Source organism: Kitasatospora arboriphila (assembly GCF_039528095.1).
GTDB classification, from domain to species: domain Bacteria; phylum Actinomycetota; class Actinomycetes; order Streptomycetales; family Streptomycetaceae; genus Kitasatospora; species Kitasatospora arboriphila.
Window position 1 is genome coordinate 1 of sequence record NZ_BAAALD010000006.1, and the last position, 15,222, is coordinate 15,222.

Annotated in this window: 13 protein-coding genes and 2 pseudogenes; 4 read left to right on the forward strand and 11 right to left on the reverse strand. The window is 72.7% G+C overall.

Annotated features, from left to right (window positions below):
* Positions 1-148 precede the first annotated feature (148 nt).
* From ABD353_RS04840 to ABD353_RS04875, 8 genes and pseudogenes are all read right to left on the reverse strand, one after another.
* Positions 149-478, reverse strand: coding sequence for a DUF1801 domain-containing protein (locus ABD353_RS04840; RefSeq protein ID WP_344622201.1), 330 nt, complete (start codon positions 476-478; stop codon positions 149-151).
* A gap of 99 nt (positions 479-577) precedes the next feature.
* Entirely contained in the window at positions 578-2,050 is a 1,473-nt protein-coding gene (locus ABD353_RS04845; protein ID WP_344622202.1) for an alpha-galactosidase, read from the reverse strand.
* A 62-nt stretch (positions 2,051-2,112) separates the two neighbouring features.
* Positions 2,113-2,730, reverse strand: a pseudogene (locus ABD353_RS04850) (glycoside hydrolase family 36 N-terminal domain-containing protein); the annotation flags it as partial.
* Positions 2,727-4,763: a beta-galactosidase gene (locus tag ABD353_RS04855; RefSeq protein WP_344622203.1), complete on the reverse strand. Its 2,037-nt coding sequence runs from the start codon at positions 4,761-4,763 to the stop codon at positions 2,727-2,729. The pseudogene ABD353_RS04850 and the gene ABD353_RS04855, both read right to left, overlap by 4 nt.
* Positions 4,760-5,668: a carbohydrate ABC transporter permease gene (locus tag ABD353_RS04860; protein ID WP_344622204.1), complete on the reverse strand. Its 909-nt coding sequence runs from the start codon at positions 5,666-5,668 to the stop codon at positions 4,760-4,762. The genes ABD353_RS04855 and ABD353_RS04860 overlap by 4 nt, the downstream gene beginning before the upstream one ends.
* A complete protein-coding gene (locus ABD353_RS04865; protein ID WP_344622205.1) occupies positions 5,665-6,579 on the reverse strand; it encodes a carbohydrate ABC transporter permease in 915 nt (304 codons plus the stop codon). The genes ABD353_RS04860 and ABD353_RS04865 overlap by 4 nt, the downstream gene beginning before the upstream one ends.
* A gap of 70 nt (positions 6,580-6,649) precedes the next feature.
* Positions 6,650-8,011 carry an ABC transporter substrate-binding protein gene (locus ABD353_RS04870; protein WP_344622206.1) on the reverse strand — a complete coding sequence of 454 codons (1,362 nt, stop codon included), beginning with the start codon at positions 8,009-8,011 and terminating at the stop codon, positions 6,650-6,652.
* Positions 8,012-8,288: 277 nt separating this feature from the next.
* Entirely contained in the window at positions 8,289-9,263 is a 975-nt protein-coding gene (locus ABD353_RS04875; protein WP_344622207.1) for a LacI family DNA-binding transcriptional regulator, read from the reverse strand.
* 455 nt (positions 9,264-9,718) lie between these two features.
* Here ABD353_RS04875 and ABD353_RS04880 point away from each other — a divergent pair, with 455 nt between their 5' ends.
* A complete protein-coding gene (locus tag ABD353_RS04880) occupies positions 9,719-10,513 on the forward strand; it encodes an SGNH/GDSL hydrolase family protein (protein WP_344622208.1) in 795 nt (264 codons plus the stop codon).
* Between the two features lie 209 nt (positions 10,514-10,722).
* Here ABD353_RS04880 and ABD353_RS04885 read toward each other — a convergent pair.
* The 3 genes and pseudogenes from ABD353_RS04885 to thpR form a co-directional block, all read right to left on the reverse strand.
* Positions 10,723-10,949: pseudogene (locus ABD353_RS04885) on the reverse strand (alpha/beta hydrolase); the annotation flags it as partial.
* A gap of 205 nt (positions 10,950-11,154) precedes the next feature.
* Positions 11,155-11,544 (reverse strand): hypothetical protein, encoded by a 390-nt coding sequence (locus ABD353_RS04890; protein WP_344622209.1) that lies wholly within the window; start codon positions 11,542-11,544, stop codon positions 11,155-11,157.
* Between the two features lie 28 nt (positions 11,545-11,572).
* Positions 11,573-12,184 (reverse strand): RNA 2',3'-cyclic phosphodiesterase, encoded by a 612-nt coding sequence (gene thpR, locus ABD353_RS04895; protein ID WP_344622210.1) that lies wholly within the window; start codon positions 12,182-12,184, stop codon positions 11,573-11,575.
* 59 nt (positions 12,185-12,243) lie between these two features.
* Between thpR and ABD353_RS04900 the strand changes: the two genes are divergently transcribed.
* From ABD353_RS04900 to ABD353_RS04910, 3 genes are all read left to right on the forward strand, one after another.
* Positions 12,244-13,383, forward strand: a complete 1,140-nt coding sequence (locus ABD353_RS04900) for a winged helix DNA-binding domain-containing protein (RefSeq protein ID WP_344622211.1) — start codon at positions 12,244-12,246, stop codon at positions 13,381-13,383.
* A gap of 287 nt (positions 13,384-13,670) precedes the next feature.
* Entirely contained in the window at positions 13,671-14,186 is a 516-nt protein-coding gene (locus ABD353_RS04905; protein WP_344622212.1) for a hypothetical protein, read from the forward strand.
* 557 nt (positions 14,187-14,743) lie between these two features.
* A complete protein-coding gene (locus ABD353_RS04910; RefSeq protein WP_344622213.1) occupies positions 14,744-15,157 on the forward strand; it encodes a hypothetical protein in 414 nt (137 codons plus the stop codon).
* Positions 15,158-15,222: the final 65 nt, after the last annotated feature.

The window sequence follows — 15,222 nt, forward strand, 5'->3', positions numbered from 1 at the left end:
GACCTCTGGGTTATGAGCCCAGCGAGCTACCGAGCTGCTCCACCCCGCGTCGGTGGACACGACTGTACGGCACCGCACCTGAGCTTGGGAAATCGGTTCCGGTTCCGGTCTCCTGCGCGTGACCGGGCGGGCCTTCCCGAGGGGCCGCTCAGGCTTCCAGCGCGGCGCGGACGAGACCGCGCAGCTGGTCGTCGGTGATGCCCGCCGCGTCCTTCGACCGCAGCCGGATGGTCCCCCGGCCGCTGACGAGCTCGGGGTGCCGGGTGGTGAAGCCGCCGTCGCGGTCCTTCCCCCAGCCGTAGATCGAGATGCCGTGCTGCCGGGCGCCGACGTGGAGCCTGCGCTCGCCGACGCGGTAGGTCGGCATTCCGTACGACAGCGTCGGGCTCGTCTCCGGGAACGCCTCCAGGATCAGGCCGCTCACCCGGTCGAAGAGCGGGCGGCGTTCCGGGGCGATCGCGTCGACGTACTCCTGCACGGCGTCCGTGCCGACCGTTCTGGCCGTGCCCGGCCCGGAGCGCCGCCTGCCGCGGCGGCGGGTTCGCCCCTGCCGGGGCGCGGGTGTCCGGCATGACCGTCATGGCCGGCGGGGCTCGCGGGTGAAGGTGAGCATCCTGCTGCTGAACGGGCCGGCGGGGAGGTCCGGGTCGATGCCGCGGGCCATCAGCGCCGCGCCCGAGAACAGGGTGTGCGGGCCGTCGGGGTCCGTGTCGTCGGTGACGCGGTAGAGGGCGTCGTGGTCGAGTCCGTGCAGGCGCAGCGCGGGGGCGGTGCGTGTGGTGGCGGGTCCGACGCGCCACTGGAAGGCGACGGCGTGGCTGCGGTCCGGGGCGACGTACTGCACGGCGTGGCTCCCGTCGGCGCCCGGCTCGCCGAGGCGGGCGTGGTCGCCGTGGTGGATGGTGGGCCGCACCCGCTTGTAGGCGGTGATGTGGCGGGCGGCCTCGTCGAGTTCGGCGGGGCTCCACCGGGTCAGGTCGGCGCCGATGCCGAGGCAGCCCGCCATGGCGGTGTGCAGGCGGAACCGCAGGGGCGTCTCGCGACCGGTGATCGGGTTGGGGCTGTCGGTGACCCAGGCGCCCATGATCTGCGCGGGGTAGGCGTGGGTGAATCCGTGCTGGACGGCCAGCCGGCTGACGGCGTCGGTGTTGTCCGAGGGCCAGACCTGGTCGGTGCGGGCGAGGCCGGCGAGGTCGACGCGGCCGCCGCCGCCCGCGCAGGACTCGATGCGCAGGCCGGGGTGCGCGGCACGCAGCCTGTCCATCAGTGCGTGGACGGCGCGGGCGTGGTCGATGTGGCAGCGGCGGGTGGCGGGTGCGGTGGCGGTGGTGGCGGCTTCGGTGAAGGACCGGTTGAAGTCCCATTTCAGGTAGTCCGCCGCGGTGGTCTCGACGAGGTCGTGGAGCCAGCCGTAGGCCCAGGCGGCGACGTCGGGGCGGGTGAAGTCGAGGACGAACTGGTGGCGGAGCGGGTGGGCGGTGCGGTCGGAGAGGTGGAGCAGCCAGTCGGGGTGGCTGCGGAGGAGTTCGCTGCCGGCGCTGGCCATCTCGGGTTCGACCCAGATCCCGAACCGCATGCCGAGGCCGTGGACGTGGTCGGCGAGCGGTGCGAGGCCGTCGGGGAACCGGCGGGGGTCGGGTGTCCAGTCGCCGAGGCCGGCGCGGTCGTGGTCGCGTCCGGTGAACCAGCCGTCGTCGACGACGAAGAGTTCCGCGCCGATGCGGGCGGCGAGGTCGGCGAGGTGGCGCTGGTTGTCGGGGGTGACGTGGAAGCCGGTGGCCTCCCAGGAGTTGTAGAGGACGGGCCGCGGTTCGCGGGGGTGGGGCAGGACGTGGGCGCGGATGTAGGTGTGGGAGTTGCGGCCGGCCCCGCCGAAGCCGTGCGGGGTGTAGTGGCCGACGGCGGTGGGGGTCGTCCAGGTGTCTCCGGGGTCGAGGGTGATCTCGACGCCTTCGTGGCCGGCGCCGGTGATGATGCTGCAGCGTCCCTCTGCGGTGTGGAGGGCGGTGGTGCGCCAACTGCCGGAGGTGGCGAGGGCGGTGGTCCACACCTCGCCGTGGTCTCGGTGGCGGTGCCGTCGTCGACGGCGGCCCAGGGGTTGGCCTGGTGGCCCGTGTGGCCGCGGCGGCTGGTGAGGGTGGTCTCCCCGACGGGCAGGTGGGTGCGCTGGAGCTGGAACTCGCGTGCCCAGGCGCCGTGCAGGGTGGTGAGGCGGTAGGTGCCGAGGGCGGGTGGGTTCCACTGGGCGCTGGCGTGCCGGACGAGCTGGACGGGGGCGTCGGTGCCGGTGTGGCGGTAGACGGTGTGCCGTTCGATGACGGGGCTCGCGTGGTGGATGCGGTAGTGCAGGTCCCAGGCGAGGGGGCGGTGGCGGTCGCGCAGGTGGATCGTGAGGGTCGCTCCCGTGTCGTCCTCGCCGGTGGTCCAGTCGTCGACGAGGGGTTCGAGGGCGCTGGTGCCGTCGGCGTAGCGGACGTCGAGGGCGGGGGGTGCGAAGCGGACCTGTCCGTCGACGGGCAGTTCCTCGGTGCCGTCGAGGGGGCTGTGGAAGCTGTTGGCGGGTTCGTCCGGCAGGTGCAGCCGGCGGGCGTCGTCGAGTGTGATGGCGGCGCCCCAGTGGAGCATGCGGACGGTGCCGTTCGCGCGGTCGATGCGCAGCGCGTAGCCGGTGTCCGCGGCGGTGAGCAGCACGGTGCCCGTGGGCCGGTCGGTGCTGATGGCGGGTGTCATCGGTGGGCCGTCCGGGGGTGGTGTTCCTGCACGACGGTGGCTGCGCCGGGGGGCAGGGTGATGTGGTCGTCGGTGACGGGGGTGTCGAGCAGGCCGGTGCCGGTCACGGGGACGGTGACGGTGCGGTCGGTGTGGTTGACGAGGAATAGGTAGCTGCGGTCGGCGGCGGAGCGGCGGACGGCTTCGACGCCGGGCGGGGTGGCCGCGGCCGGGCGGACGCCGGCCGTGCGGCAGAGGGTGTCGAGGAAGTGGGTGAGCGTCGGCTCCGGGAGGAGGGTGCCGACGTACCGGGCGGTGCCGTGTCCGTGGTGGTGGGTGGTGACGGCGGGGCCGCCGCGTGCGGGTCCTCCGGCGGGGGTGTCGGCGAACCGCAGCCAGGGGGTGCTGGTGCGGCAGTGGATGCGTTCGGCCCACAGGTGTGCGCGGGTGCCGGTGGTGAGCTCGGCGGTGGTGTGTTCGCGCAGGGGGAGGTACTCGTCGACGGTCAGGCCCAGGAGCTTGGTGAGGGCGGCGGGCTGGGGGCCGGGGCGGACGCGGTCGTTGTCGTCGACGGCTGCGCTGAAGGGGCCGACGGCGAGGTGGCCGCCGGATTCGACGTAGGCGTGGAGGTTGTCGGCGGTGGTGTCGGTGACGAGGTAGAGGTTGGGGGCGAGGACGGCACGGTAGGGGGTGAGGTCGGCGTCGGGGGCGACGAGGTCGCAGGTGATGCCGAGGTTCCACAGGGCGGTGTACCAGTCGCGGACGAGGTCGGGGTAGCGCAGGTGTCGGGAGGGGCGGGCCTCCAGTTCGAGGGCCCACCAGGCGTGCCAGTCGAAGACGACGGCGACGTGGGAGTCCACGCGGCTGCCGGCGACGTCCCCCAGGCGGACGAGGTCGGCCCCGAGCCCGGTGACCTCGCTCCAGGTGCGGGTGTCGGTGCCGCCGTGCGGGAGCATCGCCGAGTGCCACTTCTCGGCGCCGGCGCGGGACTGGCGCCATTGGAAGAACATGATGCCGTCGGCGCCGCGGGCCAGGTGGGTGAGGCTGTTGCGGCGCAGCTGGCCGGGTTCCTTGGCGACGTTGACCGGTTGCCAGTTGACGGCCGAGGTGGAGTGTTCCATCAGCAGCCAGGGCCGGCCGGCGGAGGTGCCGCGGGCGAGGTCGGCGTTGAGGGCCAGGTCGATGTGGCCCCGGGGGTCGGCGGCGGTGAGGTAGTGGTCGACGGCGACGAGGTCGCAGCGGCGGGCGAAGGCGTGGCCGTCGATCTTCTTCTCCAGGGTGCCCATCAGGTTGGTCGTGACGGGGATGCCGGGGGCGTGCCGGCGCAGCAGGTCGGCTTCGGCGGTGTGCCGGGCGAGGAGTGCGTCGGAGGAGAAGCGCCGGTAGTCGAGTTCCTGTCCGGGGTTGCGGAAGGCGGTGGTGTCGCGGGGCGGCTGGATCTCGGCCCAGTCGCCGTAGCGCTGGCTCCAGAAGTCGGTGCCCCAGGCGTCGTTGAACCGGTCGAGGGTGGTGTACCGGTGCTGGAGCCAGGTGCGGAAGTGAGCTGCGCTGGTGTCGCAGTAGCAGAGGGCGTTGTGGTTGCCCCATTCGTTGTGGACGTGCCACAGGGCGAGGGCGGGGTGCCGGGCGTAGCGGGTGGCGAGTTCGGTGACGACGGTGTCGGCGGCCCGGGCGTAGGCGGGGCTGCTGGGGCAGAAGGCCTGGCGGCTGCCGTGGGTGAGGCGGGTGCCGGACGCGGTGACGGGCAGTGCCTCGGGGTGGCGGTGGGTGAACCACGGTGGCGGTGCTGCGGTGGGGGTGGCGAGGTCGACGGCGATGCCGTTGTCGTGCAGGAGGTCCATGACCGTGTCGAGGTGGGTGAAGTCCCAGGTGTCGGGGCGGGGTTGGAGGCGGGACCAGGAGAAGACGCCGAGGGTGACGAGGTTGACCCGTGCCTCGCGCATGAGGCGGACGTCTTCGTGCCAGATGTGTTCGGGCCACTGTTCGGGGTTGTAGTCGCCGCCGTGGGCGATGCCGCCGAGGCGGTCGGTGAGGGCGGTGAGGGGGTGCGTCATGACTTCACCGCCCCGGCGGACAGGCCGGCGCGCCAGTGGCGCTGCAGGAGCAGGAAGGTGAGCACGATCGGGACGACGGAGACCAGGGCGCCGACGACGGTGAGGGTCTGCAGTTCCGGGAGCCGGCTGATCTGCGACTGCCAGGTGAACAGGCCGAGGGTGACGGGGTAGAGCCGCTGGTCCTGCAGCATGACCAACGGCAGCAGGAAGTTGTTCCAGATGACGACGAACTGGAACAGGAACACGGTGACGAGGGCCGGGGCCATCATGCGCAGGGCGATGGTGGCGAAGATCCGCAGCTCGCCTGCGCCGTCCAGGCGGGCCGCCTCGACGACCTCGTCGGGCACGGACGCTTCCGCGAAGATCCGGGCGAGGTAGACGCCGAACGGGCTGACGGTGCCGGGCAGGAAGACCGACCAGAAGGTGTTGGTCGCGTCGACCTCGGCGAACAGCAGGAACAGCGGCAGGGCGAGGGCGGTGGCCGGGACGAGCACGCCGCCGAGGACGACGGAGAAGACGGCTTCCCTGCCGGGGAAGCGGTACTTGGCGAGGGCGTAGCCGGCCGCCGCGGCCAGCAGGGTGGCGACGGTGGCGCCCGCGCCGGCCTGGGCGAGGCTGTTGAGGAGCCATCGCGTGTAGATGCCGTCCTGTTCGGCGAACAGGGCTGCGAGGTTGTCGCCGAGGTGCCAGGCGGCGGGGAGCAGCCCGGGGGTGGTGACCAGGTCGCTCTGGCTCTTGGTCGCGGAGACCAGCAGCCAGTAGACGGGCAGCAGCATGTACAGGGCCGTGAGGGCGAGGAACAGGACGGCACCGGCGGTCGGCAGGAGCGGGCTGCGCCGGGTGCGCACCGCCGGGCGGGGGTGCGCGGTGGGGTGGGCGCCTTCGGTGCGGGTGAGGAGGGTCACGGGCGCTCCTGCGTGCGGGTCGTGAGGCGGAGGAAGGTGACGGACAGCAGGAAGGTGAGGGCCGCCAGGAGGACGGACAGCGCCGCGGCCTCGCCGTAGCGGTCGGCGGCGGCGAGCGAGTAGCCGGCGAGGTTGGGGGTGTAGGTGCTGGTGACGCCGGTGGAGATCGCGCGGAACACCTGCGGCTCGGTGAAGAGTTGGAAGGTGCCGACGAGGGAGAAAACAGCGGTGAGGACGAGGGCCGGGCGGATCGCCGGGAGTTTGATCCGCAGGGCGATCGCCCGCTCTCCGGCGCCGTCCACCCGGGCCGCCTCGCCGATGTCCGGGGGGACGGCCTGCAGGGCGGCGTACAGGATGAGCATGTTGTAGCCGGTGTACGTCCAGGTGACGACGTTCCCGATCGACCAGAGGACGGTGTCCGGGGTGAGGAAGGAGACGTCGGCGCCCGCGGTGTGCGCGAGGTCGACGAGCGGTGACAGCCGCGGGTCGTAGAGGAAGGCCCACATCAGTGCGGCGACGACGCCGGGGATGCCGTAGGGGACGAAGTAGACCAGTCGGAAGAAGCGGCGCAGGCGGGCGACGGCGGAGTCCAGCAGCAGGGCCAGGGTGAGCGCGAGGGTCAGCATCACGGGGATCTGGACGGCGGCGAAGGCGGCCACCCGCAGCAGGCCGTCGGTGAACCAGGGGGCGGACAGGACGCTGGTGTACTGGTCGAGTCCGGCGAAGACGGACTCGGTGCGGCCGAAGGTGCCGCCGGTCCGGCGGGTCCTGTGCAGGCTCTGCCAGAAGGCGTAGCCCACCGGCACCAGGGTGAAGAGGGTGAAGGGGACGAGGAACGGGACGAGGAGGGCGAGGGGGGCGGCGTGGGCGCGGAGGCGCGGGCGGCGGCCGGGGGCTGGGGCGGCGGTCACGGTGGCCTTCGGGGGTCGTGCCCCGCCGCCCGTCGCGGCGAGGGACGCGGCGAGGGGCGGGGCGGGCGGGTCACTGGGAGACGTTCAGGGACTGTTCACGCAGTGACTGCACGCTCTGGGCCTGGGTCTGCTTCAGCACGTCGGCGAGGGTGCCCGAGCCGCCGGTGGCCTTGGCGGTGCCGTCGCTGAGGAAGCGGTAGGTGTCGGTCATGGTCGGGCCCCAGGTGAAGCCCGTGTCGACGTTCTTCGAGGCCTGGGCGAACACGTCGAAGATCTTCTGGCCGCCGTAGAAGTCGACGGGCTGCTGGAGGGCGGGCAGTTGCGGGCCGGCCTTCGCCGCCGGGTACAGGCCGCCCTCGCGGTTGAGGATCTCCAGGGCCTTCGGGTCGGTGTTCAGCCACAGGGCGAACCGGGCGGCCTCGGCGGGGTGCTTCGCGCCCTTGAGGACCGCGGTGGTGGAGCCGCCCCAGTTGCCGGCGCGCTGCTCACCCTTCTTCCACTGGGGCATCGGGGCGACCGCCCACTTGCCGGCGGTCGCCCCGGCGTTGTCCCGGATGGTGCTGTAGCCCCACGCGGCGCTGATCCAGGTGGCGACCTCCCCGGTGTTCCACGCCTTGTACAGGGCCGGGGAGAAGCCCTGGAGGTCGGTGGCGACGAGCTTGTCGTCGATCATCCGCTGCCAGTAGTCGGCCACCTCCCGGCTCTCGGGCCGGTCGACGGTGACCTTCCAGGTGTCGGCGTCGCGCTGGAACATCGTGGCCCTGTTCTGCCACAGCAGGCCGGTGAACCAGTTCGGGTCGGTCTGCGAGAAGTGGGTGATGAACCGGCCCTTGCCGGAGGCCTTGAGGGTGCGGGCCGCCGCCTCGTACTCCTGCCAGGTGGTGGGGGCGGCGAGGCCGAGCTGGTCGAAGATGTCCTTGCGGTAGAACAGCGCCATCGGGCCGGTGTCCTGCGGGACGGCCCACACGCCGTCCTCGCCCTTGCCGCCGAAGTCGACCTGGGACCAGGTCCAGTCGGCGAAGGAGCTCTCGGCCTGCCGCACCCCCGGGCAGGCGGAGATGTCGTGCAGGCCGTCCTTGAGGCGGAAGCTCGCCAGCGCGTCGTACTCGATCTGGCCGAGGTCGGGGGCCTTGCCCGCCTTCACGGCGTTGGACAGGTTCTGGTACGTGCCCGCGTTGCCGGCCGGCACCGTCTTCACCGTGACCTGGACGTCGGGGTTCCGGCTGTTCCACAGCGCCACCGCCTTGTCCATGCCGGGCACCCAGGACCAGTACTCGAGCGAGACCTTCCCGGACGCGGGCCGGCACTGCGCGGCATCGGCACCGTCGGAGCCGGCGCCGCCCCCGCCGCATCCCGTCAGCACGGTGAGGGCCAGGACCGCGCCGCAGGCGCCTGCGCGTCTGGACCGGGGGAATCGACGGTGGATCGCCATGGGGGTGCTCCTTGGGGCCGAGGGTCGGGAACCACAGGGCGGAAACCTACCGAGCACGATTCGGAGCAAGTCAAGGGTATCGACGAAGAAAGTTACACTCCCGCGGGCGGACGACCTCTGCCGCCAGCCACCATTCAAGGCTTCTACCTGCATAGATGCTGCCCCATCCGCCGGATCGAGCGGCGCAAGAACATCGCGTAATCGATTACGCAAACTGCCTCCGACGGGCGCGGCACGGCCGTCGTGACACACCGGTGGGACCGCCCTGCGCCTGCGGTCAGACGGACTCGCGGGCGACGAACTCGGCCTTGACCCGCACCGTCCTGGGCACGGTCCGCCCGTCGATCCGCTCCCGCAGCAGTCGGGCAGCGGCCTCCCCCGCGGCCTGCGCGGGATAGCGGATCGTGGTCAGGCGCGGACGGACGAGGGAGGCGAACACGGCGTCGTCGTAGCCCACCAGCGCGACGTCGCCCGGGATGCGGACGTCGAGCTCCTCGGCCCGGTCCATGGCGCCCACCGCGATCACGTCGTTCGCGCAGAACACGGCGTCGGGGGGATGCCTGCGGCTCATCAGTTCGCCGAAGCCCTCGGCCCCCGCCGCACGGGTGTGCTCGCCGCGCACCACCAGGCCGTGCGGCAACTCCGTGCCGAACTGGCGGGCCAGTTCGCGCAGCAGCTCCAGGCGCGGATCGCCGCCGGTCGCGTCCCGCGGTCCCGCGATCATGGCGATCCGCCGGCGCCCGGCATCCGTCACCGCCTGCAGGGCCGCCCGCATCGCCGAACGCGCCTCGGGCGCCACGCGGTCCACCTGCCCGAGCCGGATGTCCGCGCTCACCACCACCGGCACCCCGGCCCGCTCCAGCAGTTCCAGGTCCTTCGCCGTCAACCGGAACGGCGTGATGACCACGCCCGCGAACTGCTGTTGCGCGGCCTCGCGGACGAAGGCCAGCTCCTCACTGCGGTCCGCCCGCGTGTTGCAGACGACGACGTGCAGCCCGAGGTCCCGCAGCCGCTCCTGCAGGGCGGCGGCGAACTGCGCGTAGAAGGGGTTGGCGAGATCGGGCACCACCAGGCCGACCAGGCTCGACCGGCCGGTCCGCAGGCTGCGGGCCGTGGTGTTCGGGGTGAACCCGAGCTCCCGGATCGCGGCCTCGACGGCCGCGCGGGTGTCCGGCCGCACCGGGCGCTTGCCGGACAGCACGTACGAGACGGTCGCCACCGAAACCCCGGCCGCCTCGGCAACATCAGCCATGGTGACCCGCTCCACCGAACCTCTTCCCACCTGTCGTCCGAGCCTGCTCGAGGGCAGGCTACCGGCCGCCGCCGCCGACCGGTCGGGCAGCACATCGGCGGCGACCGGCCGTCCACGCGGGCGCGGCCCCGCCCGGCAGGCGGGCCGACGGCCGGGAACGGCCGACCGCAACACCGCCCCCACCTCGATCTCAAGATCTTTTCGCGCCCGGGAGGCATTCGCCGCGACGTAATCCCCCCACCGCGATCTGGCGGTTCGTCAGATACTGCAGCCTGCCACCATCACCGCGCCCGCGGATACTGCAGGCGCGACGGTTCTGACAACTGGCGTGCAGTGAGGAGCAAGTGAATCCGTTTCACCGAATTGCCCCTGCGACAAATCTTTCAGCCCGGGCACGGCGCCGCTACAAAGTTACCGCCGCGTCAAGGTGACGCGGGTAGACCGGTGGAGGTCCCATGCGGCCGCGCTTCGTCCTGTCCTTGTCCGGCACCGTCCTCCTGCTCGCTTCGAGCCTCTTCCTCGCCGCACCGCCCGCCGCGGCAGCGACCGGGAACTACGTGGCCCTCGGCGACTCGTACTCCTCCGGCGAAGGAACCGGCGACTACATCGGCTCCGCCGGATCGTGCAACCGCAGCCTGCACGCCTACCCCGCGCTCTGGGCCTCCGCCCACTCCCCCGCCTCGTTCGCCTTCGTCGCCTGCTCCGGCGCCACCACCGCCGACGTCATCAACAAGCAGCTGTCCTCCGTCAACAGCGCGACCACACTGGTCAGCATCAGCATCGGCGGCAACGACGCCGGCTTCGCGAGCGCCATGCAGACCTGCGTCCTCAACGGCACCAACGCCTGCCTGACCGCCGTGAACAACTCCAAGAGCTTCGCCACCAGCAAGCTCCCCGCCCTGCTCGACCAGGTCTACGCGGGCATCCGCAACCGCGCCCCGTCGGCCCGTGTCGTCGTCCTCGGCTACCCCCACCTCTACAAGATCGGCGGAAGCTGCACCTTCGGTATCAGCGACACCAGCCGCAACGCCATCAACGGCGCCGCCGACACCATCGACTCCGTCATCGCCGGCAGAGCCGGCGCGGCCGGATTCGCCTTCGGCGACGTACGCCAGGTGTTCACCGACCACGAGATCTGCTCGTCCGACTGGTGGCTCAACAGCACCCGCGTCATCGTCCACGAGAGCTACCACCCGAACGCGACCGGCCACGCCAACGGTTACCTGCCCACGTTCAGCGCCAGAGCCTGATCCCCCCTTCCCGCGCCTGCCCCCGCCCGACCGTGAGCACGGTCGGGCGGGGGCAGGGGCCACTCCGGACAATCATGGTTCGTGTCGAAACAGAGCAGACAATCCGACGGCCGCCCACAATGTCACCACCACGGCCGGACGGAACGCGTTCGCCCCGGCAACGGAACGACCGGATGCATCACTCGACCTCGACCGTCAGGGGCGAGGCCTCACCTCAGGTGCCGGTCGTAGAACCGGCCGCCGTCCTCCAGCTCGAACCAGGGGGTTCCGACGTGCCCGCCTGTGTTGGCGTGCAGCGTCTTCTCCTTGCTGCCGAACGCGTCGTACAGGTCCAGCGCCCGCTGCCGGGGTTCCCCTCGTCGTCCCACTGCAGCAGGAGCAGCAGCGGAACGGTGACCTGCCGGGCCTCCTCGCGCCGGGCGCGGGGCACGTCCCCCGGCGAAGAGCACGTTCGCGCGCGCAGGCTCGGCGACCGGATGCCGCTCGACCGCCGGCTACCGCTGGGCCCTCGCCCTCGGACCTTGTCGGGCCGGCGTGCGGCTCACCCGACCTCCGGCGGATCACATGCACGCCTGATCCGCCGGACGGACCCTGGAGGATCGATTCCGAAGGGGTGCCTGCGGAGGGTGTGGGGTGGGCGGTCAGGCGTCGGGGTCGACTTCGGGGTGTGTGAACCGCACGGGCTTGCCCAGCGACCGGGCGTAGGCGATTTCGGCCCGGGTGCTGTCTCCGATGTAGTCGCCGACGACCAGCACCTCGTCGGCGAGCCGGATCTTCGCCCGGTGCAGATCGTCGAGTCGCGCCTTCAGCGCCTCGGCCTCGACGGGATCGGACCAGAGTTCGTGCGGCGACTTCATGTCGCAGCCCGGCTTGACGACGATCCTTCCGGCTTCGGTCTCCCGCAGATCGGCCTCGGCCATCTCGGTCATGAAACGGGTGGAGCCGCAGATCACGACGATGCGCGGAAGGCTGAGCCGCTTCTTCGCGTCGGCGAGTCTCTCCCCGGGGGTGAGCGGTTGCGGGTATGACACCGGTTCCTCCTGGTGGTGTGGGCCCGATCTAGGCGGGCGCGCCGTCCTCGTCGGCCCGGATCCCGGTGCCGAACCGCCAGGCCTCGATGTCGCGGTAGCGGATCGGCCCGGAGCCGCGGCCGATGTTGCTGCCGACCAGGTGGAGGCGCTCGGCGTGCCACGGCCGGCCCACGAAGCCGGAGAGTCCGGCCGCGGCCTGCGGCACGCTGGTGGGATCGTCGCGGCGGGCCCGCGCCAGTGTCAGGTGGGGGCGCAGCGGGCGGTTGTTGAACTCGATCCCGCAGGATCCGACCAGGTCCCGGACGTCGGCGGCGAGGAGGTGCAGTCCGTCCAGGTCCCCGTCGATCCCGCTCCACAGCAGTCGCTCGTCGAAGTGGCCGCCGCCGCGCAGGCCCAGGTGCAGGGCGGGGTGCGACGCCGCCTGGCCGGCCAGTACGGAGCGCAGCAACGGCACGGCCGTGGCGGGCAGTTCACCGAGGAAGGCGAGCGTGATGTGCCAGTCCTCGATCCGGTTCCACCGCAGCCGCGGGTAGCGGGCGTAGGCGGGCTGCAGCGCCCGGGCCAGCTCGTCCTTGGCCTCGTCGGGCGGAGCCAGCGCCACGAAGACGCGCAGGGTCGAGGGCTCGGGGTCGTCGTTCACCAGGGATTTCTAGCACGGGCGCTGGTTCCCGGCCGGGCCGAGGGTGGCATGATGCGGTCATGAGCCTCACCGCGCGGCAGCTCGCACTGGCCGTGCTGGAGCGTCAGTTCCTGCTCGAGCGCCGGCGCCTCGACGTGGCGGAGGCGGTCCGCCGGCTCTGCGCTCTGCAGGCGCAGGCACCGGCGTCGCCGTACCTGGCGCTGTGGAACCGGGTGCAGGACTTCGCGCCGGAGGATCTCGACGCGGCGTTCGCGGACGGCCGGGTCGTGAAGTCGACGCTGATGCGGCTCACCCTGCACGTCGTCCATGCCGAGGACCACGAGCCCTACCGCGCGGCCATGCTGAGCACGCTGCGGGCGTCACGGCTGTACGACCGCCGGTTCACCGCAACGGGGCTGACCCCCGCCGACGCCGATGCGCTGCTGCCGGAGCTCGCCCGGTTCCTGCAGCAGCCGCGCACGGGCGCCCGGGTGGAGCAGGAGGTCGCACGGAGGCACGGCGAGCACGCCCACCGCGTGTGGTGGGCGCTGCGCACGTTCGCGCCGGTGCACCATGCACCGACCGGCGGCCCGTGGTCGTTCGCCCGGCCGAACAGCTACCGTGCCGCCCCGGCGGCCGCTGCGGCCGAACCGCGGGAGGCCGACGCCGGGGTCCGGCGTCTGCTGCTCTCGTACTTGGGCGCGTTCGGGCCCGCGTCGGCCCAGGACTTCGCCCGGTTCACCCTGCTGACGCGCACCCCGACGGCCGAGGCCCTGCGGGCGCTCGGCGACCGGGTGGTGCGGGTGCAGGGCCCCGGCCGCGCCGCCCTGTTCGACCTGGCCGACGCCACCGTGCCCGACGACGACACCCCGGCGCCGCCCAGGCTGCTGCCGATGTGGGACAGCACGCTGCTGGCGCACGCCGTCCCCGGACGGCTCGTGCCGGCCGAGTACCGGCCGCTGGTCGTCCGACGCAACGGCGACGTGCTGCCCTGTCTGCTCGTCGACGGGCAGGTCGTCGGCGTGTGGCGGGCCGTCGACGGCGGACTGGAACTGACCGCCTTCCGCAGGCTCGGCAGGGTTGCGTGGCAGGGCCTGACCGAGGAGGCGGAGCGGCTGTCGGTGCTGCTCGCCGACCGCGATCCGGCCGTCCACCGGCGCTACGGACACTGGTGGGACAAGGGGTTTCCGGTGGTCGAGCGGACGGTCGTCAAGGGCTGACCGGGCCCGGCGCGTTCGGTCTGCGGACCGGGCCCGACGGGCGCGGACACGGGCGCGGGCGCGGCCGGAGGAGGATACCGCCCACAGCCGGTCGGCGGGTGCCGACCCTTGGGATTCCCTTGATCCCGGGCGACGGCCTTCCCGCGGGGTGGCGCGTGGCCTATCGTCGCGTCCGCCCGCCCGCCCTGCGGCAGCCTCCCGGAACCGCCGGGGCCGCCGGTCGCGTTCGGTGCCCTTCGTCCCCACCGGCCCGGTCGCCCCGTCAGGAGCGCCGCGCCGGACACCGCTTGGAGAACGACAGCAACGTGAAGAAGACCCTCAGCGCACTGGCCCTCGCCGCCGTTCTGGCCCTGGCCGCCTGCACACCGGAGGACACCCCCACCACCCGCACCGCCGCCCCGGCGGCCTCGGCGGCCGTCGCCTCGGCCGCGAACTCGCCGTCCGCCGCTGACTCGCCGTCCCCTGAGGCGGTGTCACCGACCCCCATAGCCACCCAGGACACGGCCACGGCCACCCCGACGGCCACCCCCGCGCCCGTCGGCACGGTCGCGGCGGCCACCCGCACGCCTTCCAGCCCCGCCGTCCGGCACACGACCTCCACTCCCACCGTCCGGCGCACCACCGCCGCCCCGGTTCGCACGACCGCGGCGCCGACCGGCTGCCACCCCCTCTCCAACGCGGGCAACTGCTACCAGGCCGGTCAGTACTGCCGGAACTCCGACCACGGCGTCCACGGAACGGACGCGGCCGGCCGGGAGATCGTCTGCACGGACAACAACGGTTGGCGCTGGAAGCGCGTCTGACGTCCACCCGACCCGGCCCGGTCCACCACCGACCCGCCGATGCGGCCGGCCCCACGGGAACGTGCGGGCCGGGCGCCGTCGCGCGGACCGGCGGCGCCGATCACGGCACCAGCTGGTGCCGGCGGGCCTCGGCGGCGAGGTCCTTGCGGCTGCGGACGCCGAACAGCCGGTACAGGGCGGGTCAGCCGCAGCGGGAGCCGGACTGGTCGTTGATCTCGCCGTCGACGCCGCCGTCCCGGTCGACGGCGGTCCGGCGGGCGTCCGGCCGCCGCGGCCGTGATCAAGCGGGCCCGGGCGCGCCGGTACGGCACCGACGGCACCGTCACCGGCGGGCGTCCCGCCGCCGCTCCGGGCCCGTGAGCTGGAGCATCACCCCGCGCTACCGGGCCGCTACTGCGGCGATACGGCCCGCGGCGAGGATCGGCACACGAACGGCGCCCCGGTTCCCTCGGGGTCGCCTTCGCGCACCACGCGGTTCCTGCTCCACCCACAGGGGGGTTGGGCCCTCCCTGCAAGCGGACGCCGGACGTTCCGGCGCCGTCGAAGGAAGGAACGACATGCGCGTCAAGAAGTTCGTCGCCGCGGCCGCCGTGGCCGGAAGCGTCCTCGCCGTCGGGCTGTCCACCGCGGCGCCGGCGATGGCCGCGCCCGCACGGGACTGCACGTACGGCCAGGTCTGCCTGTACTTCAACTCCAGCAGCTACGGCTACGGCGCGGTCTACATCCAGACCGGCGACGTCTCGAACTACGCCGGCAAGTACTTCAGCGGCGGTGCGAACGGCTCCAACGGCTCCGGCGTCGAGGTGAAGAACCACGCCGCCGCGGTCGACAGCTGGATCGCCAGCAACTTCCGCGTCTACTACAACAGCGGCTACGACTGCAGCGTCGCCTGTCAGACCGTCGCGCCGTACGACAGCGTGAACCTCAACTCGCAGCTGAAGAACAACAACGCGTCCGGCCGGGTCGTCTGACCCCACCCGGCAACGCTCGATCGTTCTCGTCGGGCCCCGGCCGGGGGCACCCGGGCGGGGGGCGG

What these genes read in the sequence shown, in the direction of transcription:
- ABD353_RS04875 (WP_344622207.1), bottom strand. Translation starts at nt 9,263, where the DNA reads ATGGCTGATGTTGCCGAGGCGGCCGGGGTTTCGGTGGCGACCGTCTCG.
- ABD353_RS04880 (WP_344622208.1), top strand. Translation starts at nt 9,719, where the DNA reads ATGCGGCCGCGCTTCGTCCTGTCCTTGTCCGGCACCGTCCTCCTGCTC.
- ABD353_RS04870 (WP_344622206.1), bottom strand. Translation starts at nt 8,011, where the DNA reads ATGGCGATCCACCGTCGATTCCCCCGGTCCAGACGCGCAGGCGCCTGC.
- ABD353_RS04900 (WP_344622211.1), top strand. Translation starts at nt 12,244, where the DNA reads ATGAGCCTCACCGCGCGGCAGCTCGCACTGGCCGTGCTGGAGCGTCAG.
- ABD353_RS04855 (WP_344622203.1), bottom strand. Translation starts at nt 4,763, where the DNA reads ATGACGCACCCCCTCACCGCCCTCACCGACCGCCTCGGCGGCATCGCC.
- ABD353_RS04910 (WP_344622213.1), top strand. Translation starts at nt 14,744, where the DNA reads ATGCGCGTCAAGAAGTTCGTCGCCGCGGCCGCCGTGGCCGGAAGCGTC.